The organism is Nostoc commune NIES-4072 (genome assembly GCF_003113895.1).
Taxonomy (GTDB): Bacteria; Cyanobacteriota; Cyanobacteriia; order Cyanobacteriales; family Nostocaceae; genus Nostoc; species Nostoc commune.
In genome coordinates, this window is record NZ_BDUD01000002.1 from 421,829 (window position 1) to 447,994 (window position 26,166).

General features: G+C 40.1%; 25 protein-coding genes and 1 pseudogene. 14 read left to right on the plus strand and 12 right to left on the minus strand.

The window, feature by feature from the left end:
* The first annotated feature begins 23 nt into the window (after window positions 1-23).
* Window positions 24-254 (plus strand): hypothetical protein, encoded by a 231-nt coding sequence (locus CDC33_RS39505; protein ID WP_181374312.1) that lies wholly within the window; start codon window positions 24-26, stop codon window positions 252-254.
* A gap of 144 nt (window positions 255-398) precedes the next feature.
* Window positions 399-767: a hypothetical protein gene (locus tag CDC33_RS34285; protein WP_109013068.1), complete on the plus strand. Its 369-nt coding sequence runs from the start codon at window positions 399-401 to the stop codon at window positions 765-767.
* A gap of 41 nt (window positions 768-808) precedes the next feature.
* Here CDC33_RS34285 and CDC33_RS34290 read toward each other — a convergent pair whose 3' ends face one another.
* Complete coding sequence (locus CDC33_RS34290) at window positions 809-1,750, minus strand: hypothetical protein (RefSeq protein WP_109013069.1); 942 nt, start codon at window positions 1,748-1,750, stop codon at window positions 809-811.
* Between the two features lie 551 nt (window positions 1,751-2,301).
* Between CDC33_RS34290 and CDC33_RS39510 the strand changes: the two genes are divergently transcribed.
* From CDC33_RS39510 to CDC33_RS39515, 6 genes are all read left to right on the plus strand, one after another.
* A complete protein-coding gene (locus CDC33_RS39510; protein WP_181374313.1) occupies window positions 2,302-2,472 on the plus strand; it encodes a hypothetical protein in 171 nt (56 codons plus the stop codon).
* A gap of 269 nt (window positions 2,473-2,741) precedes the next feature.
* On the plus strand, window positions 2,742-3,560 hold the full coding sequence (locus tag CDC33_RS40895; RefSeq protein WP_244919497.1) for a hypothetical protein: 819 nt from the start codon (window positions 2,742-2,744) through the stop codon (window positions 3,558-3,560).
* Between the two features lie 520 nt (window positions 3,561-4,080).
* Entirely contained in the window at window positions 4,081-4,773 is a 693-nt protein-coding gene (locus CDC33_RS34305) for a rubrerythrin family protein (RefSeq protein ID WP_109013071.1), read from the plus strand.
* A 278-nt stretch (window positions 4,774-5,051) separates the two neighbouring features.
* Entirely contained in the window at window positions 5,052-7,592 is a 2,541-nt protein-coding gene (locus CDC33_RS34310; RefSeq protein WP_109013072.1) for a two-partner secretion domain-containing protein, read from the plus strand.
* 424 nt (window positions 7,593-8,016) lie between these two features.
* Entirely contained in the window at window positions 8,017-9,216 is a 1,200-nt protein-coding gene (locus CDC33_RS34315; RefSeq protein WP_181374314.1) for a CHAT domain-containing protein, read from the plus strand.
* A gap of 112 nt (window positions 9,217-9,328) precedes the next feature.
* Entirely contained in the window at window positions 9,329-9,466 is a 138-nt protein-coding gene (locus tag CDC33_RS39515; RefSeq protein ID WP_181374315.1) for a hypothetical protein, read from the plus strand.
* 101 nt (window positions 9,467-9,567) lie between these two features.
* Here CDC33_RS39515 and CDC33_RS34320 read toward each other — a convergent pair whose 3' ends face one another.
* The 3 genes from CDC33_RS34320 to CDC33_RS34330 all read right to left on the minus strand — a co-directional run bounded on the left by CDC33_RS34320 (window position 9,568) and on the right by CDC33_RS34330 (window position 13,839).
* Window positions 9,568-10,524 carry a hypothetical protein gene (locus CDC33_RS34320; protein WP_146195912.1) on the minus strand — a complete coding sequence of 319 codons (957 nt, stop codon included), beginning with the start codon at window positions 10,522-10,524 and terminating at the stop codon, window positions 9,568-9,570.
* Between the two features lie 130 nt (window positions 10,525-10,654).
* Window positions 10,655-12,397 carry a serine/threonine-protein kinase gene (locus tag CDC33_RS34325; protein ID WP_181374317.1) on the minus strand — a complete coding sequence of 581 codons (1,743 nt, stop codon included), beginning with the start codon at window positions 12,395-12,397 and terminating at the stop codon, window positions 10,655-10,657.
* Window positions 12,394-13,839 (minus strand): helix-turn-helix domain-containing protein, encoded by a 1,446-nt coding sequence (locus tag CDC33_RS34330; protein ID WP_109013075.1) that lies wholly within the window; start codon window positions 13,837-13,839, stop codon window positions 12,394-12,396. The genes CDC33_RS34325 and CDC33_RS34330 overlap by 4 nt, the downstream gene beginning before the upstream one ends.
* A 962-nt stretch (window positions 13,840-14,801) precedes the next feature.
* Here CDC33_RS34330 and CDC33_RS39520 point away from each other — a divergent pair.
* The 4 genes from CDC33_RS39520 to CDC33_RS34350 all read left to right on the plus strand — a co-directional run bounded on the left by CDC33_RS39520 (window position 14,802) and on the right by CDC33_RS34350 (window position 22,428).
* Window positions 14,802-16,181: a hypothetical protein gene (locus CDC33_RS39520; protein ID WP_181374318.1), complete on the plus strand. Its 1,380-nt coding sequence runs from the start codon at window positions 14,802-14,804 to the stop codon at window positions 16,179-16,181.
* A gap of 274 nt (window positions 16,182-16,455) precedes the next feature.
* Window positions 16,456-20,175: a DUF3854 domain-containing protein gene (locus tag CDC33_RS34340; protein WP_109013365.1), complete on the plus strand. Its 3,720-nt coding sequence runs from the start codon at window positions 16,456-16,458 to the stop codon at window positions 20,173-20,175.
* Between the two features lie 83 nt (window positions 20,176-20,258).
* Window positions 20,259-21,242 carry a tyrosine-type recombinase/integrase gene (locus CDC33_RS34345; protein WP_109013076.1) on the plus strand — a complete coding sequence of 328 codons (984 nt, stop codon included), beginning with the start codon at window positions 20,259-20,261 and terminating at the stop codon, window positions 21,240-21,242.
* 490 nt (window positions 21,243-21,732) lie between these two features.
* Entirely contained in the window at window positions 21,733-22,428 is a 696-nt protein-coding gene (locus CDC33_RS34350) for a hypothetical protein (RefSeq protein ID WP_109013077.1), read from the plus strand.
* Window positions 22,429-22,620: 192 nt separating this feature from the next.
* On the opposite strand, the gene CDC33_RS34355 is transcribed toward CDC33_RS34350, so the two are convergent.
* The 8 genes from CDC33_RS34355 to CDC33_RS39530 form a co-directional block, all read right to left on the minus strand.
* Complete coding sequence (locus CDC33_RS34355; RefSeq protein WP_109013078.1) at window positions 22,621-23,016, minus strand: type II toxin-antitoxin system VapC family toxin; 396 nt, start codon at window positions 23,014-23,016, stop codon at window positions 22,621-22,623.
* Window positions 23,016-23,303 carry a hypothetical protein gene (locus CDC33_RS34360; protein ID WP_109013079.1) on the minus strand — a complete coding sequence of 96 codons (288 nt, stop codon included), beginning with the start codon at window positions 23,301-23,303 and terminating at the stop codon, window positions 23,016-23,018. Before CDC33_RS34360 ends, CDC33_RS34355 begins: the two co-directional genes overlap by 1 nt.
* A 65-nt stretch (window positions 23,304-23,368) precedes the next feature.
* A complete protein-coding gene (locus CDC33_RS34365; RefSeq protein ID WP_109013080.1) occupies window positions 23,369-23,560 on the minus strand; it encodes a hypothetical protein in 192 nt (63 codons plus the stop codon).
* Window positions 23,542-23,715, minus strand: a complete 174-nt coding sequence (locus CDC33_RS39525) for a hypothetical protein (RefSeq protein ID WP_181374319.1) — start codon at window positions 23,713-23,715, stop codon at window positions 23,542-23,544. Before CDC33_RS39525 ends, CDC33_RS34365 begins: the two co-directional genes overlap by 19 nt.
* An 89-nt stretch (window positions 23,716-23,804) precedes the next feature.
* Window positions 23,805-24,008, minus strand: a complete 204-nt coding sequence (locus tag CDC33_RS34375; protein ID WP_146195914.1) for a hypothetical protein — start codon at window positions 24,006-24,008, stop codon at window positions 23,805-23,807.
* Between the two features lie 50 nt (window positions 24,009-24,058).
* Window positions 24,059-24,250: a hypothetical protein gene (locus tag CDC33_RS34380; protein ID WP_109013083.1), complete on the minus strand. Its 192-nt coding sequence runs from the start codon at window positions 24,248-24,250 to the stop codon at window positions 24,059-24,061.
* Window positions 24,251-24,385: 135 nt separating this feature from the next.
* Window positions 24,386-24,664 (minus strand): hypothetical protein, encoded by a 279-nt coding sequence (locus tag CDC33_RS34385; protein ID WP_219930133.1) that lies wholly within the window; start codon window positions 24,662-24,664, stop codon window positions 24,386-24,388.
* A gap of 68 nt (window positions 24,665-24,732) precedes the next feature.
* Window positions 24,733-24,876 carry a hypothetical protein gene (locus tag CDC33_RS39530; protein ID WP_181374321.1) on the minus strand — a complete coding sequence of 48 codons (144 nt, stop codon included), beginning with the start codon at window positions 24,874-24,876 and terminating at the stop codon, window positions 24,733-24,735.
* A 17-nt stretch (window positions 24,877-24,893) separates the two neighbouring features.
* On the opposite strand from CDC33_RS39530, the pseudogene CDC33_RS40900 reads away from it, so the two are divergent.
* Window positions 24,894-25,313 (plus strand): annotated as a pseudogene (locus CDC33_RS40900) (ATP-binding protein); the annotation flags it as partial.
* Window positions 25,314-25,600: 287 nt separating this feature from the next.
* A complete protein-coding gene (locus CDC33_RS34395) occupies window positions 25,601-26,158 on the plus strand; it encodes a DUF192 domain-containing protein (protein ID WP_109013084.1) in 558 nt (185 codons plus the stop codon).
* Window positions 26,159-26,166: the final 8 nt, after the last annotated feature.

Below are 26,166 nucleotides of genomic sequence, written 5' to 3' on the forward strand. Positions count from 1 at the left end.
CGTTCGACGAACGCCACCGATTCATGGCAGGTACGCCTAGGCGATCGCTTACCGCTTTCATACAATGGGTTATTTATTACATTGTTGCATTGTGGATTTGTTGGATTAACCTCTTGTTTACTAGCTATATCATCACTTTGGCTGTCTCCAAACAAGGTTGTACTCTCTCTCAACAGCCGCTAGCAGCAAAGCGTGCAAGGATGATAGATAAGGTTTGGCAAAATCCCCAATCCTTGCAACTGCAAAATACTTGAAACCCCTAATTTATCGTTACAATAGTATTAGTAGTTAATAGCCCCCAGAAGGTTAGTTTGAGCGCTATTGAGCTTACTCCTCGTCAGAAGATTCTTTATCTTCTTCGTCATCCTTGTCAAAATTTGTATTGCTGAGGGGGACTTATGGGTGAATCGAAACGCCGAAAGGCAATATTAGGCAATCACTATGGTTTGCCTAATATTTTCAATGAAGTCCAATCAATGTGGACGCAGATTAATTTCTCAATCAAGCGAGTCAAAGATTCTGATAATGGATGTTTACTTGTTCAGTGTTCCAACAATGACCGAGGATTCCATCAAGACAGTATTGCCCAAGTTCAAAAAGAAATAGAAAATTTGAAATGTGATTTGGATATTCCTATCTTGATCCAAGTTCTCCCAAGGGGAGTTAAAAATTCAGAAACTAAACTTTTTGATGGGTTCGTTACCCTTTGGTGCAATTGTCCGGAATTTAAATTGTGGCGAGAAATATTTGAAACTAAACGAGTTTAGTGAACTTTGTTGTATTAAATTATTGTTTCCTAGCTGCACCATCATTTCTGTTGCCTCCACTCGATTTTGTACTCCCGTTCCACAGCCGCCAGCAGCTTTGCTTGCAAGGATGACAGATACGGTTTAGCTTGTTTCCCCAACCCCTGCAACAGCCAATCTACAGCCTCGTCACGGCTAGCCAGTTGATGCAACTGCCGTAACCTCACACATAACTGCTGCATAAAAAAGCAATCTTCATCAAGTAATTTCAGTGATTTCATCTGTTCGATTTTTACGGTGTAGTCGCCGTCCCATGTCTGGAGCGTACAGCTGTATTCTCCAACATGAGTTACCACGCCCCAATAACCTGTTTTACCTCTCAAGTCTGGGTTATCTTTGGGCAACAGAAGGCATATTTCCCCAATATGATAAGGATTGGGTACTTTCGGACTTTCGCGTATCTTATCCACCACGTCTTTTACGATCCGACCGGATGGAATCTTATTGCCAGCTTGCTCTACTGCCTGCTGCCATACATTCGCTTGTACAGCCGGTTCCAACTCAGCTTTTGCCAAAAACCGCAGTTGTCGTTCGTTGGTCGGCATTGGAATTTGCTGACCATTGGTCGGCAAAAACTTTTGAAGATTCTCATAAACAGCAGTAGCTGAAATCTTCAAGTACGCTGCATCACGACTGTAACCAAAGCGTTCGCGGCAGTATTCCTCAAAAGTTCGGTGCGTGGAACGGTATAGCCGTCTGTCTCTCAACTCCATTAACGCCTGACCCGCTTCTAAAAATGCACGTTCTACACGGCGTTCCAATTGCAAGCGTAAGTTTTGTTCTTGGTCGGTCAACTCTCTTACTTCAACAGCCACAACCTCAATGGTTGCTGAGGCTGGCTTGTCTTGGGCAGAAATATTTTTGGGAGCAGAGTCGGTGGCTGGCTTTTGTTCAACAGATGCCGCAGAGGTAGCTTTCTTCCGTCTAGATGGTAGTTTATTCACTGTGCTACCTCCAGGGCAAATTGGCTCGTAGCAATATTGAGTTGTGTCATCATGAAAATAGAGTTTTTTATTTATACCCCCATCCTTTAAATAGGCTGGGGTTTTTCGTTGCTTTTTATATTTTGCACTTTTAAAGCACTACCAAATATGAAACATCTTAAAAAGAGAACCCTCTAAACCTGGAGTCGCCTCAATCCACATTCCGACTGGTGCGAAGCCGCGAAAATCCCTGGTTTTCCCACTTGGGTTATCAATGAGCGCCAGTACAGTGGTGTGCAAAATCTCAAGGAGCAAGCCTTGGCTTCTGGTTACAAAGGGGACCCTAACTTTAAATATGTACACGACGTATCTAGATTTTTATAGGGCAAGCTGTAGTTCAATGGCGATCGCTCTAATTGCAATTAGAAAACTTTAAATAACTCTATTGTGTTAACAGCGCAGCCAACTATGTCAAGAAAAACTGCGTATTTTCAATAGAGCCTGAAATAATATCATTAAGCTTTGGTTCTGATCAAGAGCAATTTAGATCCGTTCCCCCTGAAATAACAGGTTTGGCTTGGACTATAGTAGTTGTTGAAAGTCGTGGCAAACTTAGCGATGCTGTTACCAGTTGGAGAGATGTTGTTTTAGAAGTATTTCCCGACATTGCCAAAAAAAAGCGCGGATGGGTAGGTGTTGGCAAGAGGGTGAGTACAAAAATGGCTGCATCGCCCTATGTATGAGCATTTGAAAACAAAATTCCTATTAGGGATTGAAACAGATCGGATAACTAAAACTCAGCTAGCAGTTTTACCTATTGCAATTAACCAAAATCCCTATTAGGGATTGAAACTTCAAATTCCATTCATTTTCACTCAATCCATTAAATTGCAATTAATCAAAATCCCTATTAGGGGTTGAAACGATTTTGACCCTGCCTTCTCGCGTATACCGAATAAAGGGTCTTGTCCACTTTTGCTGATCTTAGGTTGGGGATGCTCTCAGTTGAGCAATGGCGTACCCGCCCACAGGAAGTGATCGCAACAACAAAATACTGTTTGGGCGTATTCTAGAAAATACCTTCTTCAACACACGGGTAAAACAACGGCTAATGCTTGATTATTTGACAGCGAGTATTGCATTTTGGATGACTTTGTTTGGAGTACAAGAGTCGTTGTTAGAATTTCGCCTGGGTTATCTCGGTCGTTACTGGTTTCTTGCCATTAGTGCTAGCTTACTCCTAAGCTTTTTGCTCTCTGCCCCGATTACTATCACGCTAATCATTAAATTTGCAGTAGATCCGTTTACTTTTCCAGGTAATGTTATTCTTTGTGCGATCGCTGCGGTAATCTTTGGTGTGATTCTTAGTCTGGCGCAATGGTTGATACTTCGTCAAACCGAGATGACACCGAGAGCTTTTGCACTAATCAATACAGTTATTGGAACTTTCGTCTACTTCCTACTGGTATGGTTCAATGAGGGTACTCTGGAGTGGAGCGGTAATCCCTTTGGCGGCTGGAAAACTGGACTCGTCTTTTTAGCTGGTGGTGCGATTACCGGAGCAGCCACTGGAAAAGCCTTGGATTTTTACTGTGGGCAAGTGGAACGGCGATTAATTCAGCTTGAGAGAGAACGGGTTGAAAGAGAAACTAGAGAGAGAGAACGGATAGAAACAGAAATACGTGAAAGAGAAAGGCAAGAAATAGAAAAGTTAGAGAGGGAAATTTTAGAAAGGAAAAGCATAGAGAGAAAAATCGCTTTGGAGGAAGAAAGAAAGTGGTATGAAGAACACGGTGATGATGATTTCGATTATGAGGATGATGAAGAGTAGCATTTGAGTATTACTTTACACACCAAGTCGGGCTTCCAAATACATAGCTGTTTGATTTCTTAATAAATTAATCCCTTTCTTATATTTGCGATAAAACTTCAGTAGTTATAGATAAGCCATTGTACTATTAGGGGCTAGAAAATAGCAATTAAGGCTAAAATTCGCAATTTCAAAGTTTTCTTAGGTTTTAAGCATCTAATATCAAGCAGATAAATGCTGCCAGCTTAAATTCAAGATTAAAATCATGATTTTAACTTGCAAAGTTAGTCTTAAATTAGCAATCCTAAAAGAAAGCTTTAATGTAAAAAACTGTAATTATTAGTAACTAGCAACATAGTATAAAAACTGATTTGAATTAACTAGATAATTTACTAGAAGACGCGACAGATGCCAAACTTAAAAATTGAGATAACTTTTGCTATCACCATTAGCATCACAAAAGTCGTTCTAAAAGACTTTAAAATGCATTTAGAGTACTACTATAAGAAATGTAGCTTACAAAACTTAGCATAAATACCTCATGAATTTTTTGACTTATCTCATGCATCTAGCAAGCTCAGGAGCTGTTGCTTACTATACTGCTTCTCAGATCCGTGACTCTAAAACTCGCCCTATTGTACTTAAGGGTTTACATCTATCAGAGGCTGGCTCCGTTGGATTTTTATCTGCACTTAGTGAGCGTGCAGCTAATGAAGGTAATACATGGCTAGCAGAAAAATTAAAAAAACACGCGTTGGATGAGACTAAGCATAGCCAAATTTTTGCTCATGCGTTGAAGCAAATAGATAAAAATTCCATAGATTCAGAGCCTGAAATTGCACCTAAAAATCAATCAAGACAAGGGCGTAGTCCTCTCTTTGCCGCTTACTATGAAGGTTATAGCAAAGAACAACTTAGCCCTGCCGTGATTGACTGGGATATCTTTATGGCAAGTACCTATATTATGGAGTTAGATGCTGGTAAAGACTATATGCGAATGGCAAATGTATTGCCTGATGATGAGCGCATCACTCATAACTTAAAGTTGGGGATGTTAAGCATCGCCAAAGATGAAACAGGTCATGCTGCCTACCTTTATGAAGCAATGATGCGGCGAATGCCTGCAAGGCAAGTGCAAAAATTAGTTGATGAATGGCGCACCCGTAAAGTTCAGGCAGTATTTAAAGTAATTGATTATGTCCTTAAGGACACCGACACGATAGAAGCAGCATAACATCTTTAAATAAAACAAGTAGGTAGGCGATAAAATTTGGAACTATGTTATTGCGGGAGTGAAGCAATAACAAATGTTTTGCTCTTTTTACATTTTTTTACATAGTTAAATTTATGTCTACCTACTTAGCTATAACTTTAAGCTAATTGAATATCTAACCAGAAATGCTTCAAAGTTTATCCCTGAATCCTTTTAAAAATGTTCTCTAATAAGGATCTAAAAGCTATTTTTGTTTATTAATCAAAATTTACGTTCTTACTTAAAAATACGAAAACTTTATGAAGATTATTATCAATACGTTTGTAATTACAGTTATTACTTCTTTTGCAGCTATCTTTCCTTGTGAGGCTCAAATTACTCCAGATATTACTCTACCTAATAACACTGATATTAAAATAGAAGGAAATAATCGAATTATTCAAGAGGGAACTCAGGTAGGAAACAACCTTTTTCATAGTTTTCAGGACTTTTCTATACCTATCGATAACACAGTTATATTTAATAATCCTTTAAATGTTCAAAATATTATTACTAGAGTTACTGGTGGATTAATTTCTAATATTGATGGACTGATAAAAGCCAATGGAACAGCTAACTTATATTTGATGAATCCAAGCGGGATCACTTTTGGAACAAATGCTCGATTAGACATTGGTGGTTCTTTTTTAGCAACTACAGCAAATAGCATTAAATTTACTGATGGTATAGAATTTAGTGCTATAGAACCTCAATATTCTCCTTTGCTAACATTAAATGTACCTGTTGGGTTGCAGTTTTATGATACTACCGTGGGAGAAATTAATGTGCAAGGCAATGGTTTCCCCATTCAGAACTCTATCTTGAGATCCCCTATAGATGCAAGTACAATTTTTACGGGTTTACAAGTAAAGCCTGGAAATACCCTAGCTTTAATAGGAGGAAAAATATTATTGGATGGAGGAGTCCTTAGTACCAAAAATGGAAGGATTGATTTAGCAAGTATAGAGCAAGGGGAAGTTAATATTAAGCCAGAAAACAAAAGGTTATTATTAACCTATGAAAAAAAATTAAGTTTTAGGGATATAACCTTTTTAAAGAATGCTTTAGTTTATGTTAACAGTACAGAAGGTGAAGGAAATACTATTAATATTCGGGGAAACGATGTAAAAGTATTAAATGGTGCGCTAATTATGAGCCAAAATCAGGGATTTAAGCAAAATGGACAAATTAGTATTAACTCTGAATTTTTGGAAGTTAAAGATGCATCAGAATTTGGTATTAGCGGTATCTATACTAGCAACTTTGGAAATACACCCGGAGAAAATATTGAACTCAATTCAAATAAAATAACTATTGGTGGAGCGCAAATAGCTACTACTACTTTTAGTAATGCTCCAGGTGGTGAAATAATAATAAATGCTAACGATTATTTAAAGATTACTGGCTCTACTCCGTCTTCTGTTAATCAATTTGGATATGGTGCTATTAATAGTTTCAGTTATCTTAATTACGGAGATAGTGGAAATATTACTGGAGTAATCAAAAATTTGATATTAGAAGATGGGGGTAATATAACTACAGCTTCTAGTTCTTTTGGTAATGCTGGGGATTTAAAATTAAGTACACAAAATATTACGCTTAAGAATGGAAGCAGTTTAGGAGCTACAACTTTTAATAGTGGGAAAGGAGGTAATGTTTTAATAAATGCAAATAATACCATAAATATTACAGGTAGGTCGCCTATTGTCGGACCTAGTATAATTAATGCTGCTACTTTTGGTAGTGGTAATGCTGGGAATGTGGAAATTAATACCTCAAAGCTAATTATCAGAGATGGTGCGGGTATATCTACAAGTACCGTATCGTTTGGAAACGCTGGAAATCTTAATATTAACACTTCTGGTTCAGTAGATATTTCAGGAGTAGATTCAAATTCAAAAGTTCCTAGTTTTATAAATTCATCAGGAGATATTCTAGATAATAGTTTGAGGGCTAGATTTAATAGAGTACCTCCTACTCCTACTGGAGATGCAGGCAAATTAATTATTAATGCTGAACAAGTGAATATTGATAATAATGCTCAAGTTAGTGTTAGAAATAATGGCTCAGGCAATGCAGGAATCCTTGAAATTAAAGCTAAGGACGTTAACATTACAAACAACGGAGGCGTTACCGCGACTACTGCCGTGGGTGAGGGAGGTGACATTATCTTCAATACGAACAATGTATTATTAGGCAATAGCAATATCTCTACAACTGCTGGACAGCAAGAAACCAAAGGGAACGGTGGGAACATTAATATTAATACGGAACTATTGCTTCTTTTAGAAAATAGCAAGATTACAGCAAATGCCTTTGAGGGGCGAGGTGGTAATGTCACTATCAATACTCAAGGAATCTTTTCTTCTTTTGATAGTAAGATTACAGCTACTTCAGACAGAGGAATTGCCGGTATAGTTCAAATAAATACTTTACAATTTGATTTCATTAAAGCAGCGTTCGTTCCACCAGCAATTAATATTCCTACAGTTGCTCATATTTGCGCTACGCAATCGGGTAAAGCACCTAATGAGTTTGTGGACAGAGGATCTGGGGGTATTCCACAAAGCCCAAGCGATCCTCTCAATAGTACTTATGGCTGGAGAGATGAGCGACAACCTATTTCTACTAAACAGTCACAACAGCCAATACAGATTGAAGTAGACCAAGAATATGTAGAAGCACAAGGATGGAAGAACAATGGAAATGGTACAGTAAGTTTTACAACTAAACCAAAAGAAGTAGTTTCTTACGGTTCTTTATCAGACTCACCTTGTCATAATTCTCAGAAATATAAATAGAAGGATATAGAGAGCATTGGAATAAAACAGCAGCTTTATGTAACTAAACATAATTAGATAATTTCATTGCGAATGCAGTGAAGTCTTCTTGAAGGGTAGCAATCCCAGTCCTTGCAATTGTTATCGGGGTAAACGCCAGGGCTGTAAATATTTTTGTTATCTACTTAGCTGCTTTTATTAGAGGATAAAAAAGCTTAAAAAATTGGTTCTATGTTAATAAAATGCTATGTTGTCCAAATATCGATGCTTAAATCTGTTCGGAGCAATTTCTTTTCTGGCAATTCCGATATCAACAAGTAACCCGCTTTTAGCAAAAACAGTACCTCTAAGACTTTTTACACAGCAAATACCAACAATTCCTCAGAGTCCACAAGTTCCTTCTCCAATAGAAAAAAGAGAAGAACTGCAAATACCTCCTGCTTCAGTGCCTATACCTGAAATTCCCAAAATAAACCGAGAAAAAATTAAAGTTGAAAGGTTCATATTCAAAGGTAATACTGTTTTATCAACTCAGCAACTAGAATCAGTAGTTGCTTCTTACACAGGCAGAGAAATCACATTTTCAGAATTGCTCGAAGCTCGTACAGCAGTCACGAAACTGTACACTGAACAAGGATATTTGACTTCTGGAGCCTTCTTTCCTGTTAAAGAAAATCAAGCTATTACAGCCAGCGGAGGAGTAGTCACTATACAAATTGTTGAAGGCAAGCTAGAGAAAATTAATGTTATGGGTAGCGCACGATTACAAAATTATATTCGTGAACGCTTACAGACAAACACAACTGAAGTTTTCAATAGCAAACATTTGCTGACAGCTTTGCAACTATTGCAAACAGATCCTTTAGTTGAGAAAATTTCTACAGTTATAGATAAAGGCTCTGTTCTAGATAGCTATTTCCAGAATTTACCTATCGATATGTTACATGATGGAAAAAAATATTTGACTGATTCATATAGCATCGTCACGGCTTCAAGCTTTAAACAATTGCATAATAATTCGCCTAAATTCAAAAATTATAATATTTTAATTGGCGGTATTTCTAAACTTAGTCCTAGTCTTAACGACCCCTCAGTTCCTAAAAATTTACCAGCTTTGCCAGAAGTAAAAGTAGAAATCGAAAATATAAAAAAAAGTATTACTTCTGTTTTAACTTTAATTGATAGTGATTTTAATAGTCGCAGCTTTCAACAAAAATTTGAAAAAAATTCATTTTCTTTAGTTCATTTGAGTACTCACGCTCAATTCAGCTCTGACCCTGAACAAACCTTTGTCTTGGCTTGGGACAAACCTTTAAATGTCAAAGACTTGAAATTTTTGCTCAAAAATGAAAGCGACACAATTAATTTACTTGTTTTAAGTGCTTGTCAAACTGCAAAGGGTGATAAACGCTCTGCCCTTGGAATTGCTGGAATAGCTGTACAAGCCGGAGCACGTAGTACATTAGCTAGTTTGTGGCTAGTTGACGCTGATTCTACTGCTCTATTGATGGAGGAGTTCTACAAAGGATTAAAAAATGGACTTGTTTTACCAGAAGCACTAAGACTTGCAAAACTGAGTTTGTTGTCTAGTGAAAAATATTTCCATCCCTATTACTGGGCTGGCTTTATTCTTGTTGGCAACTGAGCAAAAAAGTGTGTCAGTGGAAGCATAAGTTTGCCGCCAAGATGCGATTTAGCTTTCAATTAAGTGACAAACATTCCTTTAAGTCACACTAATTGGGGAGCAACGCGAAAAAGTGAGATCGGGGTTTAGTTCTCAATTACACCCCTATATTCTCAACAAAATCTGGTTTTTTAGTTGCGATCGCATCCTGAAACAAGCTATATACGTCCCAGATTTTAGCACCTCACAAAATCGCGTTGCTCCCCACTAATTGAGTTCGGAGGACTTATGCTTCCATTTATAGACCAGTTATCGATCCACCAACAAAGCACTCTTACGGTGTCCTCTGCGACGAGTCAGCACTGGTTAAATCTAACCGCCCTTTGCTCTTTCTACTTTTTTCTGGCTCTGATCTGCAATTTTCGCTCCTGCTTCTGCTTTGACTAATTCATCGGCATTATTCTCTTTTCGAGCTAATTTGCTTGCAGTTGCATATGCAGATATAGCCGCAGATGGCAAGTATGCTTCTAGGTAGCGATCCCCTAATAATCGATAGATAGTGGGATTCTTACTACCTGCTTTGGCTCTTGCCTTTAACACCAGAATCGATTCGTTCACTAAGTTCTCTGCTTGGTATACACTATCTACATCAATAGCCAATTCATCTTGAAACTGATTGAGACTTTGAAGACGATTGATTGTCATCGCTATCTCTTGTGCTTTATCAGTAGGGACTACCAGCAGAATAGAGGTACTAGCAGCAATAGGCTCATCTCCACGATTAGCAACGACGTTTACATTGTAAACGTTCCCCGACTCCATAGCTGGCTGATCTTTCGGGTATGGCAGTTGAGTTGCCTTAACCTCAACTGACCAGTTAACTCCTTTGCCTTCCATTTGCACCATATAGCTAGTAGCTAAAGGAGCCGCAGACCAAGATAGTATCGGATTAGTATTTAAAATGACGACACCATAGGGAGTGATTAATGTAGGCATATTTTCATCTGACCCTGGGCCTTTGGGTGTCACACAGGTATACCCATTTTTCAAAGTACAATTCTCAAATCGGCGCTGGGAAAGCGGTAAACAATGTTCACCTACATTACTATCTGTGAGGTATAAAACCTTTCCATGTGAATAACAAAAAATCTCAACCTTACGCCCACGAACTGGATGAATTTTGTCATCTTTACAAAGTTTACTCTGGGGTGTCCAATTAATATCGCCACTAATAACTTTTGCTACAACTTCACAGTCTCGCTCATCTGAATCACTTTTACCTATTGATTGAGCTTGTCCCCCTACACTGCTAAAGCTTGAAAACAACACTATTAATGCAATGGACACGAATTGAGAGTTTGAAATTTTTTTTCTTTTGGCTGTTGACTTTGGTACAATCAGCATTCCTATTATTTAGTAATTTGCTATCTATTTGATAGCTTATCGAAATTGACACGCCTTAGTCAATTTGTTGGAAAATGCGCTGTAGAATTTGTTGTTTCCATTCTGAGATTTCTGGTAGACCAGAATTATTTGATATTAAACAAACTTCCCAATGTACCCTAGCATTCTCCAAGTCACCTAACGCTTCTTGTGTTTTTGCTAACAAGCAGTGAGCATCTACTCTTCGAGAATCTAATTTCACCGATTTCTGCAAGTAATCTTTGGCCTCTGTGTAACGCTGTTGTTTGAATCTTGCCCAGCCTAGATTTTTGTACAAGGCTGCTTGCCATACTGGATCTGAAGTACCTTTCAATCCTTCAAGTGCTAGTTGTGCTGCCTCAGAGTATTTTTCTTGTATATTTTTGAGCCGTGATAAATTGTTGACAGCATTCATCGGTTGATTCTTGCCGTACTTAATCGATAACTTGTATTGCTGCTCTGCTTGGTCATATTGGCCTTGCTCATCGTAAAAATTACCGAGATTATAGTGCAGTTCCCAAGCATTAGGCTTGAGTTCAAAAGCTTTTTGATAGTTCTCAATTGCACAGGTTAAGTCCTGAGTTACCTGGCAAGCTACTGCCAAGTTATTATATATTTCATCATCTTTAGGATTGTAAATTAATGCTAGCTTATAATATTTTTTAGCTATTTCAGGTTCATTCATATAATGTCCAGCTTGATTAAAGTAGTAAGCAGATAAAGCAAGATTAATCTGTTTAAAACTACTATTAATAGTTGCTATCAATGAGCCTGCTAAAAAGCATTTAAATATATTTGAAACCAAAAAGCGATTAAGTTTTAATTTAAATGGTAAACGCTGCAAACGTTCCAATATTACTTGAGTCGTCTGTGGGCGCTGTCCTGGAAAAGGAGCCATCATGTCATCAAGTAAATCAGCAAAAGGCTTATCAATTTGTGGTGCTCTATCTCTCCAGATTAGTCTTCCTGTATTTTGATCTACTGGAAATTCCAACAGTGATATCCCCGTTAATAAATTCACAAAAGTTCGCCCCAAAGCATAAAAGTCTGATTGGGGCAATGCTTGACCGTTAAGTTGTTCAAGTGGAGAAAATCGAATTGTTCTAACAACTGTTACTTCATATCCGCTACTAAAACGTGTTCTTTTATTCACTCCACTAGCGCCAACTTTTGCTAAATATGTTGTGGTAATTTGTCTGGCTGCTCCAAAATCAACAAGTGCCAGTTGACCATCAGGTTGATAGATAATATTTTCTGGTTTAATATCTCTATGAAAGAAGCCAGAGCGGTGTACAGATTCAATAATATCAACTAGTTGTGTTAACCAATCCAATGCTACTTTCTGATGAATTTTTCCATACGTTTTTAACCACTGTTGTAGATTTTCCCCTTCAACTTTTTCCATTACTAAACAGTGCAATACTAGACGATCATCCTTAAGTGTAAAAGTGAAATAGTCATCCACACCGCACTTAGGAATTCCTGGATGATATAACGTCTGTAATATAAGTGATTCTCTCTGAACTAGACGAACTAATTTAGGATCGCTCCACCTTAGTACTTTCATTACTCTGATTCTAGATTTTGCCCCCCATGACGGCTCAACGTCTTCAACCTCAAAAACATCTGTATATGTAGATGAATCTTCATCCAAAGAACGCAATGGGCGCAGTAAACGAATGCGCCCATCTATTAGTAAGGGATTACCACAAGCTAAACAATTTTCAGTATCTTCAGGATTATGCCGCCTACTACATAAGAGATTTATACAGTAGCTCACGGAGAGTTTTGCCCCTGCACATAACTAGTTAATTCTTTATTATTTGATGATTTATATACTAAACCGTATGGATCTACTAAGATGTATTTCTTAACAACTGGTTCCATACCATAGCTGAGTTCATGCTTACTTGATTGCCTACTGGCTTCAATTAACGAACGTTGCTCTAAAGCTTCCAAAGCCGATATTACCTTTGAAATTGACATGACTTCTAATTTTAATCGCTCTTTTAAATCATTAATAAGCTTTGAAAAAGGGATAAAAGCAGAACTTTTTGCCATCTCCTCAGCTAAGTAAACCATTACTTGTTTTTGAAGATCAGTTAAAAGCCCATTTTGTCCAAATTGGAGATTTAACATCGCCTCAACTCGCGGGCCAATTACAGTAGTCCTATAATCGAAAAATTTTTCTATACTCCCCCCAAAAATGCGATTTATTCGGTCAGAAACAGCTTCTAGTTCTGACGGGTTTCCACGATATGTTTCAATCAATTCTTTGCATTTTTCTCCAGCTATGCCCTTTTCACGCATTAACTGGATTGCTGCATCTTCTTCTAAACCTTCTATTTGAATAGATACAATAGATGAATTTACATTCACATAAGCAATTTCTTTTAAAGGCACTTGGCTTGTTACAATTACACAACTCTGATGTTTTTCTTGGGTGATCCCAACAAAAAAATCTTCATATTCTAATCTTTTTTCAAAAACATTTACTGGCGCTATGGCTTCAAAACCATCTAAAACCAATAGACAACGATGTAATTGCAAATAATTTAACAATAAACATAATTTCCTTTGAAGAGTTATATCTTCTGCTTGTTCTATATTAAAAGTCTCAATTAGCTCAGTAATTAAATTATCAATTGTTGAAGAACGGTTAATTTTTTTCCAAACTACATATTCGTAATTATTTGAATCTTCTAATAATATTTCTTCGATTAACTTTGACACTAGTATACTTTTCCCAATCCCGGCAATTCCGATTAATGCTATACACCGTTTTTTAAAAATATTGACTTCCCTTTTTAAAATACTTATTTCATTTTGTCGTCCATAAAACGATACTATTTTTGGAAAGTCCCCATATAATCTAGTTGTTCCTATTAAAGGATCAACATTTTGGTATGACGCTTCTAGCTTTTTCAAATATTCTTTTTTTGCTAGTCTAAGCAAAATATTTCTTAAAGTTAATTTTTTTACTTGTACTCCCTCTCCAACAACTTCTGTAAGCATTGTCCACAACGGAGTACCTACACCAGTCTGCAAATAATGCACATTGTACCCCGAATCGTTTGCTATTTCCTTATAGTCTTTACCATCCCAAGACCCTTTGATTAAAACCATTTCAGAGGGCGACAAATATCTTCCGGTATGCTGAAGCACCCGCTCTTCTAAAATCTCTAGTACTGCTTCTAGGTCTAAATTTTTGTTTGAAGACATATTTACCTACAATAGTACGTTATTAGCATTACCATAATAGCTATTCAAATTTTACCTAAAACTTTTATATAGCTTTTTTACAATTTTTAATAAAAAGCTACTTGCTATCATTGCCTTTTACAGGATATAAGTTTAGAGTGCTACATTGCATAAATAATAACACGCTCTCTAAAATTGTCATTAAAGCTACAATTTAGTTTTAAGTACAATAACTAAGGAGGTAGAGGCTCAGGTGCAAATTTTGGAAGGTGCCTGAGCGAAAGTTTCTTTCTATTAGACATTATCTAAGGTTATCACAAGTCCTTAGATACTCCCAAAACACCTATGGACTATGGAGATATTGAAAACTCAAAACCAAAAAAGAAGATAGCGTTGATACTAGGCGACTAAAACTTCTGTAAGATCAAGCTAATTGAAGCAAAACATGGAGGTAAATTATGAAACAATCAAAAAGCCCCTATAAGCACAAAGCGCCACTAAGGAGTAGGCGCTTTATCTGCTTGTAAAATTCATCGTTTAAAAGAGCGGGGTTGATCTCAAAGGAACAAAACGAGTGGTATTTATAGTTTGGCGACTGTGATCCCACTAAGTTTGTCTAAGAGTATAGTCCGCGCTACCAGATCCATTATAGGGTCTGCCGCTTGGAAAGTCCATTCTTTGCGGCATCTTTTGGCTGTGGAAATTCATAAGTTTTTGTAAAGTTAAGTTTGATTAAGAAATATCCCGAATTTCGTAGCAAAAAGCAGTAGTAGCGCGAATAACAGTTATCAGTTACCACTTATCAATCAGAGTCTTTGATAACTGATCACTGATGCAACCCCCTAGCAAAGCTTGTCAACCAAGTTATCAGGGAAAAATATCGTGAAAAATGACTTATGCCGAATACATCTTGGTGTCGGGGTTCAGGTGACATCAAAATTTTTTTCAAACACCTCTCCTTGTGCTATTGACGGGAGAGAAATATGCTGACACTAGATAGAGAAAACAAATCAGCACTTCATTACGATGATCTCAACAGCAGTATCAAAGACACCTTCGTTACCATAGACCAATTTGAGTTGCAAGCAGTAGAACTCTGTCGCGTCATGCATGACGAGCGGATGTACAAAATCGCTGGGTACAAAAACTTTGAACAATATTGCCAAGGCGAATTGCATGTATATGGCGGCTATCGGCGTATAAATCAACTCTTAGGGGCTTCAAAAGTTATTGTTGCAGCAGGGGAGTTGGGGTCACAGATTAAAAATGAGCGCCAAGCCCGTCCTCTTTTGAGGTTAGCCAAAGAGCCAGAAAAACTTATTGCTGCTATAAGACTGGCTTTGTCATTAAATCTAGACCCTAGTGAATCAGATTTCGCAGCTGCGGCAAATACAATTGCTCCAATGCCAAGAGGAAAAAATAAATTCCATCAGGAACCATTGGTTCCGAAAAATGCCATCACAATTTCATCACCAGAACATCCCCGTTATGGGGAATCGGCAGTTATTGTTGCAGACGCACCGAATAATTCGCAGCAGATTGTGACTTTCGTTGATGGTGAAAGGCTGTTGGTAAACAACACTGATTTGAATGACGCAATTGTGTCCGAATCGACTGAGCGAACTTATCCACCAGAGTACTCCGAAGCGATCGCAGCACTCAAAGAGCAACATAAGCTTGAGCTAGAGCGCCTGGAGCAGGAATTGAGGATTGGACTACAAGCAGAGGTTAAGGCTAGAGCCGAAGCCCAAGTAAGTGAGCAAATCCAATCTCTGCAAAACCTGTACAAGCAGCAAAAAGAGCAAAACATCCAGTTGCAGCAGCGCTTAGACGAGATGGAATCGCTACGGCAGCTTGAAACTGAGAACCAGCAGCTAAAAGAGCGCATTCGGGATTTGGAAAACGCTTTTGAGCCGCATCAATTACAAGACTGGGAGAATACTTACACTAAACTTCAAGCTAAAGCGCTAAACAAGAAGGTTCAGGAACCACTGGAGAAGACAATTGATTTGAGAACTCTGGCAGCCGAACCGCCCAAAGAAAATGCGACTGAATGTCTGCGCCTCATGGGTATGGCATTGAAAAACCTAAGCGTTGCCATGAACAATACCCAAGCTCTTGAGGCGGCGGCGATAATTTTGGGTACTAGTCCCACACAGTCTGCCATCGCAACAAGGACGGAGCAATTACAACTATTACCCCAGGCGGTTAAGGAAATTAGGCAAGTACTTGCACGTATTGAGTTTACATGGCAGGAGTTTTGGGCTGTGGCTGAAAAATACGAGGTGATAAAACCTGACTACTGGGCAGAACTTACTACCCAAGAGACTGATTTAATCACACAAGCTCGAAAAGACAGTTAACAGTTAACACTTAAGCTAATCGTCATCCATTTTTCCATGTTGATTTGCTGTAAGGACAACCCTACGGGTTCTGCTCCCGGAGTACAGCATGACTGATGACTGATAACTGTTCACTGATGAATGCGGCATAGGTGCTTTTTGTCGCCGAAATTGTCATGGAAAAATTTAGGAAAAAAATGTGAATACAAATAAAAATGCAATTAACAGTGGCAACTTTGAGCCATTCGAGCCTAAACCAGATTGCAAGGTATCAGTTGAGCAGAGCGAACACCCGATTGAATACCCAAACAATCTCAAGAGAGCCGAGTACCATGAGTTGCTAGCTGGTAGCGCCATTCATCCGGCGCTGATTAAGCGCAACTTCTTCCACATTGAAGGAGAATCAGTTTATGACTACCTGTTCATCTCCGACAAAATCCCTCGGAAAAATGCAGGTAGAGTCACGGATGGATACATAAAAATGTATCAGCACCTATTACTGGGTGGGACGTGGATTCAGTCCCTTGACCCATTCAAGAACTGGCAACCGATGGAGTGGGGGCGGATTAAGCCCAACTTTCCACGCTTTGATTGGGAAAAAGGTAAACCAGTTAAATACGAGTCGCCACCCAAAACCCCCAACCGCGTTACCTACTTTGATGTCGCTAACCCCATCTGGGACAAAGTTGCAAAACGCTATTTAATTAAGCGCTATCATTCACTTTTGGCCCTGCGCTTACTGGATCAACTCAATCCGCTAATATTTTGGGAGTGGGTAAAGCAGCACCCAGAAATTCCCATTATTTTATGCGAAGGGGAAAAAAAGGCAGCTTGCTTGCTCAGTATGGGCTTTGTAGCGATCGCACTTCCTGGAATTTGGAACGGGCGCGTGGGCAAACAAGATTTTGATGAACGGTTGCATCCTGACTTAGTACCAATGACTCAGGCGGGGCGCAAGTTCATTATATTATTTGATTACGAAACTTCTTCTAAAACCAGGTGGTCGGTGTTTCAAGCCACTGTTCGCACTGCAAAAGCAATCGAATCGGCTGGTTGTGAATGTGAAGTTGCGCTGTTACCAGGTCCAGAGAAAGGTGTTGATGATTTTGTTGTGGCGCGGGGCGAAGATGCTAACGCAGGACTTACCGCAATCATCAATGATGCTAAATCACTTGCTGATTACAAGCGCTCGTATCGGGCTAAAAAATGGGGGTTAAGCAAGTACCAGCCGGATGTCACTGTTAATGTTAAGTATCTCTCTGAGGCTTTGTGCATTCCTGAACTTGAAGAAAAATGCTTGAGAGTGCCTGAGCAAAATGATCGTAAAGAAGGCAGGAGGCAGAGGGCAGAAGGCATTCGTGAAGAATTTGACCCTGGCTCTAACCCCGCCCAATTCTTGGCCACCAAATCAGAGATTATGGTGGGGGACGTCAGAACATGTTCCATGAAGTCACGGGCTTTAGCGCAAAACAGTATTCCTTCTGCCTCCTGCCTCCTGCCCTCTGCCTTTCTTGTTGAAAAGGAACAACTTTTCACGCCATCTATAAAAGGACATCCTTCAAACAAGGAGTCTATCGATTCTGGCAAAGTTGATTCAGACAAATCGAAGAAATCCCCTACCTTCAATTTCCCTTTATCAGGACTAGTCGTACTCTGGAGCGACATGGGTACAGGCAAAACTGAACTTATGCGCTGGTGGCGTGACCAAAACCCCGACGCGCGGTTCCTCAACAATGGGCATCGGGTTAACTTGTTGAAAAATCTTGCCCAACGCTTGCAGACTGCCATGTACTCCGACTTGGGTTACACAGGTTTAGCCCAGTCCCAAGCCCTTAGTATTACTATTGACAGCTTGCATAAGCTGAATACTCAGTCTCTCACCTACGGCTGCATATTTATTGATGAAGCCTGCCAATACCTCACCCACTTACTGCATAGTAATACTTGCAGACAACACCGTGCAGCAATCCTAGAAGTACTGGAATATATAGTATACAACGCGCCGTTAGTGGTGATTGCCGATGCACACATGGATGATTTAACGGTAAACTTCTTTCTTGCAATGCGACCCAAAGGTGAAGTACCTTACATCATTAAAAACGAGTGGCGAAACGGTTCACGCACAATTTATTGGTACGAGGGGGATAATTCTAGCGCTCTAGTCGCCCAAATCTCGGCGGCGCTGATGCTTGGAGAAAAAGTTATGGTTGCAAGTGATTCTAAGCGTTTTATCAAAAAACTCGACAAATCCTTTACAATCAAATACGAAGAATCTAGTAGTTCGCCAAGTGAACTTGGCGGGGAAAAGGGTAAAGGGGAAGGGGTAAAGGAAGAATTAACAGATTCCTCCTCCCTTTCCCCCTTACCCCTTACCCCTTACCCAGCCCGTAGGGCTTCATGGCGCATCTGGTCGGTTCATTCCGATAATTCTGGCAGTGATGAGAATGTCGCTTTCATCAAAGATATCACCAACGCCGTCAAAAACTTTGATGCCTTGTTCACCTCTCCCAGTCTCGGTACTGGTGTCGATATTTCCCAGTATCATTTTGACTTAGTATTTGGCGTGTTTCACGGCGTTTCCCAAACTGCTACTGAATGCGCCCAGCAGTTGTACCGCTATCGCCCGAAAGTCCCGTTTCATATTTGGGTGGCCCCGCGTCCTCCTGGAGGTTACAAGGATACAAACGCATCCAAGATTAAAGAGCGCTTGCTCCAAACCAATGAAATGACCGCTTTTCTGTTGCGAATTGACAGAGAAACGGGTAAGCGGGGAGCGGAGAAAGATTGGGCGCTTGAGGCTTACTGCCAAATTATGGCTAACCGCCACTATTCTCTCAATAATTTGCGCGATGACTTGCGATCGCTTCTCACAGAAATGGGCAATACATTTATATATGTGGGCAGTGATAATGATACTCAATCCCTTGAAAGTCTTAAAGCAGCAGCACAAGCTTTGGATAGTGCCCACAATTCGGCTGTTGCCAAGGCCAAGAATATTACTTTGAGCGAGTACCGTGCCCGTCAAAGCAAAGATTACCTTGACCCTTTAGAAATTTTTGAATGTGAAAAGTTTCGCATTTCTGATTCTTACGGCATCGAAGTAACCGAATCACTCGTAGAAATGGATAAAGGTGGCCGCTTAATTAGAGCGATCGCTGGACTTGAGGCAATTTTAGCCCCACCCGAAGAATCGTTTACTGACCCCAAAACTGGGCAAATTTATCCTACACCACCAACAATTGTCACCCAAAAAGACCGCACCGAGCGCGACAATCTACCTTTGTGCATCGACTGGGGCAATTACTCGGCACGGTGGCTGGCTAGATTTAACCTGGGGCTGCATCAAATTCTCACTTCTTTAGTGAAGGGTGATGAAGTTACCGCCGACGATTCCACCTTACTCAAGATGACGGCGATCGCTAAAAACTGCGCTGCTCACGTCAAAGCAATTCTTGGGTTTACTATTCCCAGTGACTGTAAACCTATTTGGTTGCTAGCTACTTTAGTAGAGCAGCTGGGGCTAAAACTGACTTTCCGCAAGCAAGGTAAACGGGGGCAACAGGTGAAACTTTTCTCTTTATCTAAAGAGGAATTAGAATTTGCAATGCATGTAATTGCTCATCGTGTGGAAAAGCGTAATCAAAAAGAAAATCGAACCTATTATGCTGCTCAAACCCCTGCTGCGTATAGTGTAAGCTCTAATCAGCAGCCCGTATCCACACCCCCCCCTGATGCTATAGGGAACTCCCATTGCCAAGGGGAGGATACTACCGCATTTGAGTCGCCTCCGACAGATCGCATTACACTACTCCACTGCGTAGAAATACTTCGCTCTGGTATTTCTCGTGGAGTGGACGCAATTAAAGGCATTCTCAAACGATGGCAGAGTGATTTGCGCTGGGAGACGGTGCTGGAACTAGAGGCGATCGCCTCTAGTGAACTGCGGCTTGTGGAAGCTCAAGTTCCTGAATTTTACGCCTTGCTGAATGAAGAAGTGTTGCCGATGGAGGGATAAGAAAGAGCGATCGCGTTGTCCCTAATAATGAGACAATTACTTATCAGAATCTTGCTTATAAGAAGACACGTTCCGATAAGTAAATGCATGAAACCCTTGAAAACAGTACCTCCTCTTCCTTAGCCCTTGCCTCTCCCGTTCCCTTGATCGAACACCCCGCCCAAGTCTACTTGGCGACCCTTTCCCCTGGTTCCCGTCCAGCTATGCGCCAAGCTTTAAATGCGATCGCGCGATTATTAACCAACTCAAGTTGTGATGCGATGACTTTAAACTGGGCAGCACTGCGCTACAAACATACTGCGGCAGTCCGCTCTGTGTTGAGCGAAAAATATGCACCAGCTTATGTCAACAAAGTGCTGTCTGCTTTGCGGCGAGTTTTAAAAGAAGCCTTGCGGTTAGAGATAATGGATGCTGTTGATTTTGCTCGTGCTGTAGACATTCCCAACGTTAAAGTCACCAAGCAATTGCGGGGACGTGTCCTCACGGCAGAAGAAATCGCCCAATTAATGCAAACCTGTTTTGATGACCCTACCCCCACTGGTTATAGAGATGCTGCAATATTTGCAATACTCCGTGGATCTGGAGTCCGCCGCTCTGAAGCGGTGAATTTAGACTTGAGCGACTTTGAAGAGAATACCGGGGCAATACAGGTGCGTGCTGGCAAAGGTGGCAAAGATCGGACTGTGTACTTACCCGAAAGTGGTCTAACTGTCGTCTCGGATTGGTTGTCGCTTCGAGGGTACGAGGCAGGCCCCTTGCTGTGCCATGTCAACAGAGGCTCAAGGATAGTGCGGCGACGACTTACCTCTCAAGCAGTGCTATTTATTTTGCAAAAACGTGGCGCACAAGCCTTTGTTGCTAATTTCTCTGCTCATGATTTCCGGCGGACTTTCATTTCGGAGTTGCTCGATGCTGGTGAAGACATTTCTACAGTCCAAAGGTTAGCTGGACACGCAAACAGTGACCAGACTGCCAGATATGACCGTCGCGGTGAAGAAACTAAACGCCGTGCTGTCCAAAAGTTGACTATTCCAGGACAGAGGAAGAAATCTCCTCTATTGATGTAGTTTCTACACTTTTTCTATAGGTTCCTGGCTCTGAAATGCGAGCGCTCTTCTTTTCAGTTTAGGGCTATAAGGGAATGGGGAATTTTATCTTTGAGCTTTAATCCTACTGTTGCCTGTTTCCTATTCCCTATCCTGAACGCGAGTGCGTCTTTGCAGGAGAAGGGGTCGGTAAACTACAAGAAATGGAACCGAGCGATTATGCAGATGAGCAGTATGGGTATTTTAAGTAACTAGCATAATCACTGAGTGTTTTTAATACTGTATATCTGACGAAGATGGTTGATGCTGGAATTGCTACGAGGTAATGTCTATATTTATTCGCAATCGCCAATGGTAGCCGTTGGCAGTAGTATCTCTTCATAAAAGCGATCGCTCGCTTGAAGAATGCGCTGACACATTTGGCGATGATAGCATCAAGGTAATTCATCATGATGAATTACACGATTTAATAAGCGTGGACAGTCCAAGTTTACCTAGATGATATGCGAACATGAGCAATACAGGGCGTAAAAAAAAATTAGCATCTTTCAACTGCGATCAAAGGAAGTGGGAGCAGTTTATCGCCTGTTGCAACTCGAAAGGCACAACAGCAACAGCCACGCTGCTCGAATTTATCGATCTCTACTTAGGCGATTCCCAAGATAAGGTTGATGCAATAGGTGGTAACGATTTAGACGAACGCCTAGACTCAAAGATTAAGGCAAGTGTAGATAAATACTTAGTCGCTAGTAATAATATTAACAGCAGTCCTACCAATGAAACGATAAAAGCTATTTGCGAAAGACTTGATAAGCTCGAGTCAGAGTTTTTAAGTGAATTTGATAGCAATCAAACTACAGCAATTGATAATCTCGCCAATTTAGAACAAAAAGTGGAGAGAATGGCAGCTCGAATGACACAGTTGGCTGAGGCGATCATTAAAATACAAGACTATCTCAACAACCAACAAAAGCGGGGACAGAAATCGTACTACAATAATTCATCATTCAAAGTGCATACTCCCAGAATGCAACCGTTAACTGAAGAAGGTTTGGCTTCAAGACTTGGTGTAAGTGAGGAAACTGTACGCAAGGAGCGAATTAAACTCCCCCCACCGCTTTTTGTAGCATGGTGTAAGGGCAAAGATAGATCCGGTATTGGGTGGGAATTTAACGAAAATACAGGATTATATCAGCCGACAAGTTAGTATTAACTGTAATAAACGATTGGGCGTTTCTTTGCGGTTTTGGGGACTTTTACTGCGTGCATGGTGTGCTAAAAAAAACCTGACTTACGATCATATTGAATGGCGCACTCTAAAGCAGGAATGTAAAAATCAGTGATGGTGTTGTGGGTGTTGCTGGTGTAGCTAATTTTCCTTATGATTCACGCAGGTTTTTCAAGTTTCTAACCAGTTATCTAATTTTAAGTTGGGAATATTGATAAAATCTTTGATATTGTTAGTAACAAGAATATCGTCACGAGAACGAGCTACAGCAGCAATCAAAGCATCAAATTCTCCGGTTGGTTTCCCAATTTTTCTGAGTTCGCTTTGAATCTTGCCAAATTCGATAGCTGCTTCTATTCCAAATGGTTCTACTGGTAGTAATTCAGTAAACTGTGCTAATATCTCTAGATTTTTGGTTACCTGTTGAGAACAATAAACGCCTTTATATAGTTCTGAAACTACAATGATAGAGAGATAGCATTGGCGGAAAAAGCGATTAAATTTAGTAACAGCTTGGGGATTTTCGTTCAGCAGTGCAATGCAAATATTGGTATCTAGCAGATACATTAGCCTAAATCCTGATTGTCAAGTGAGTCTATGGTTCTGCCTTGATAAGCATGGCGCTGTTGGTCAATCTCTGTAAATATTTCTGCTAATTCCGGTTGGTTCTTCCAAACCCCAAATAATTGATTGAGTCTAGCTAGTCTCTCCTCGTTTGTTAATGGTGGTTGTGGTTCTATAATTTGATTGGCAATAAATTCTACGTCTATGATTATCTCTGTCCCATCTGGAATATTATTGAGTTCTTCTAAAATTTCGATGTTTTGACCACGTTTTATCCCTCTAACCTTCATATTTGATTATCTCCTGTAATTAATTAGTTGACGGTTGACAGTTGTCTGTTAACGGTGAACAGCCCTCAATCATCAATCTTTAAATTCAAACTCATTTGTCCATAATTTAAGGATAGCTCAGGTTGCAGATAAGACACTTTCGGTTTGATTTCATCCATAGCCAACCACAAATCTAATAACGCTTTTTCTTCAGTCAGGCGTTTCTTTTCATCACCAATGCGCGGAATTATTTTTAACGCTATTTCAAATGTCCGCATAAATAAGTAGCTTTATCAACATAGGGAAACAACTTGCGGTAGTCCATCACTTGCCCAACGGAGATTTCCAACGACTGGATACCCTGGACTTGATTATCTTGGATGTGATCGCCTAATTCATTAAATACACGGTGAAACCAATTCGCAATTGACAATGGGCTAACCGCTGCGCTAACGCAATTAAAATCAGTGGGGGCTTGAAACCCAGTAATTAACAATTAAGCAATTAAACGATTTCTCGTATTTAACTGCGAATGGGCGAAAAAGCGAATTGACAATTGTTTTGGTCAAGTGTCCCCTGCAAATCAAATTCTTCCGGTTTAGCTTTAAACAGAGATAAATCATTCCAGTCATCGCCAATTTTTTCGCTCCCGTTAGGTGTGCGGGGTGTACGAGTACCGTAGGTTAAGATGCTTGCTAGGGTTTCCCTCTCCTCTACGGGAGCCATTGCCATAGTCAGCTACAATTTTGAAAGTTGTGGTTTTAGCGATCGCCTCTTCATCCACCAAAGCATATCCAATCACGCCCAGCAGTAAGAGCTGCTGATGGTGTATAGTAAAGCTTTTGTTCGCCAAACACTGCACTATCGTCATTAATGAACCGAAACTGCCAGCAATACGCTTGAGTGTAAAATACGACCAAAATAGAGTTGTTGATGCAGGTAAGTGAGTAAATTTTAGTGGTAGTCATAGTGCTGTGGTGGCGCAAGGCTAACTTGTGCTATACGTCAGTTCCCAAGTGAAGATCCGTTTTCAGATTGCGGCTGACGGTCGCCCTGGTGCTTGAAGCTGCTTGATGAACAATATTTAAGATAATCAATCGTTTCTACTTGTTGAGCAACTCTAAGTCCCAGGTATAAAATCCAATTTGGTCAGGGACTCTAAAGAATCGCCCTGTGCGATGACCCCGTGATAACTCATTCAATATCTTGTTTTTCACTTCTCTAATCTCAGTCGCAGTGAGTTCGCCATAGATTCCGTTGGTAATTTCTGAAACCCCGAAAACTTTACCCGAATTATTTTCTAGAAAAGTTGTTAGTGGATCAATTAAAAACTGACCCTGAAATTCTTCGAGCATTGGTATATCTTTGGGCTGCGGCGGCAAAACTTGTTTCTTATTTTTGCCTTTGACTCTTGTGGACGAATTTTTCGTCTCCGGTTTGGGTAGCAAAGTTAAAGAGAGAGGGGAGCAACGCGATTTTGTGAGGTGCTAAAATCTGGGACGTATATAGCTTGTTTCAGGATGCGATCGCAACTAAAAAACCAGATTTTGTTGAGAATATAGGGGTGTAATTGAGAACTAAACCCCGATCTCACTTTTTCGCGTTGCTCCCTTATTTAAGGTAGACCTGCCCAATAATGGGGAAAGATATAGTATCTTCAAACTGCACGCTGCCCGATTTGACGAACGTTTTCGCAATGGCGGCGACCCCTGGAGCGAGGAACAGTGGCGCAGAATTCTTAAAGCCACCAATCGATGTGTAGGTGCAGAAATCCAGACAATTGTAGAACGCGCCGCTAGTACCATATTCTGCGAAACAGTAATAGAAGATACCTACGCATCAAGCAAACTCCCCGCACTCGAACTAACAGTCGAAGCATTACTAGAAGAACGCCGCCAGATTAACCCGCTTGCCATCCGCGAAGCCGATAAAGTCGAGTCGATGCGTAACAAAGCTGACCAACAAGCTTTACCTAGTAGTCCCCTCGATGAAAGCAAGTTTGCTGTTGGTAACATCGAGATTTTTAGCTAGCAAACATTTTCAAGAAGAATTCAGAAGTCAGAATCAATCAGTGAAGGATTCAGACCCGCCACTGATTGAAGACCACCAAATTTCAATTTGGTGGAGTCAAAAAAAGGTTATTCATCTGCCAGTCTTACAGAATTCATGCTGAATTCTAACTCCTGACTTCTGAATTCTGTTTCCATAAATCAATTCAAAGTTTCACCATGTTTGAATGAAAGCAAATGTAGCCAAAACATTTCAAAAGTTCATAATGCCTGCCATTTTTAACCACTCTACTTTATTTATCTAAGATTATGGAAGTTACAAGACAAACCGCTCAAACCAACATTCAAACTAAACAAGCACAAAATCCAGAAAAAAGCCTGTTTTTCAAAATTCTCAATATCGTTGGGCCAATTGCTGGTTTTACTGCTGCTCTCTCACCCCTACCACTATACTTTTGGACTCGCCAGCCCCAGTACCTACCTATTGGTGCAACCTTTACCAGTAATAATCAAACAGTTCAACTCGAACTAGCAGACGATAGAAAAGAATATGCCCACGGACTCAAATTTCGTGACTCGATTCCCGAAAATCACGGAATGCTATTTGTCCTCAACAAACCTGAAAAAGTTAAACTTTGGATGCAGGATACGTATATTCCTTTAGATATGATATTTCTCCAAGATGGAGTTATTAAATCAATCGTAGAGGCGGCTCCCCCCTGCAAAACAAAAATCTGTCCTAAGTACGATTCCATCTATCCTGTTAACCAAGTTATCGAACTACCTGCTAACAGTACCAAAACCCTCAACCTCAAAGTAGGTAAGAAGCTCCATCTCGACTTCAACCCAAATCAAACGCAGAATTAGTTGACGGA

Coding starts and splice junctions, on each gene's coding strand:
- CDC33_RS39505 (WP_181374312.1), top strand. CDS start 24: ATGGCAGGTACGCCTAGGCGATCGCTTACCGCTTTCATACAATGGGTT.
- CDC33_RS34285 (WP_109013068.1), top strand. CDS start 399: ATGGGTGAATCGAAACGCCGAAAGGCAATATTAGGCAATCACTATGGT.
- CDC33_RS40895 (WP_244919497.1), top strand. CDS start 2,742: ATGGCGTACCCGCCCACAGGAAGTGATCGCAACAACAAAATACTGTTT.
- CDC33_RS34305 (WP_109013071.1), top strand. CDS start 4,081: ATGAATTTTTTGACTTATCTCATGCATCTAGCAAGCTCAGGAGCTGTT.
- CDC33_RS34310 (WP_109013072.1), top strand. CDS start 5,052: ATGAAGATTATTATCAATACGTTTGTAATTACAGTTATTACTTCTTTT.
- CDC33_RS34330 (WP_109013075.1), bottom strand. CDS start 13,839: ATGTCTTCAAACAAAAATTTAGACCTAGAAGCAGTACTAGAGATTTTA.
- CDC33_RS39520 (WP_181374318.1), top strand. CDS start 14,802: ATGCTGACACTAGATAGAGAAAACAAATCAGCACTTCATTACGATGAT.
- CDC33_RS34345 (WP_109013076.1), top strand. CDS start 20,259: ATGCATGAAACCCTTGAAAACAGTACCTCCTCTTCCTTAGCCCTTGCC.
- CDC33_RS34350 (WP_109013077.1), top strand. CDS start 21,733: ATGAGCAATACAGGGCGTAAAAAAAAATTAGCATCTTTCAACTGCGAT.
- CDC33_RS34355 (WP_109013078.1), bottom strand. CDS start 23,016: ATGTATCTGCTAGATACCAATATTTGCATTGCACTGCTGAACGAAAAT.
- CDC33_RS34360 (WP_109013079.1), bottom strand. CDS start 23,303: ATGAAGGTTAGAGGGATAAAACGTGGTCAAAACATCGAAATTTTAGAA.
- CDC33_RS34365 (WP_109013080.1), bottom strand. CDS start 23,560: ATGCGGACATTTGAAATAGCGTTAAAAATAATTCCGCGCATTGGTGAT.
- CDC33_RS34375 (WP_146195914.1), bottom strand. CDS start 24,008: ATGGCTCCCGTAGAGGAGAGGGAAACCCTAGCAAGCATCTTAACCTAC.
- CDC33_RS34380 (WP_109013083.1), bottom strand. CDS start 24,250: ATGACTACCACTAAAATTTACTCACTTACCTGCATCAACAACTCTATT.
- CDC33_RS34395 (WP_109013084.1), top strand. CDS start 25,601: ATGGAAGTTACAAGACAAACCGCTCAAACCAACATTCAAACTAAACAA.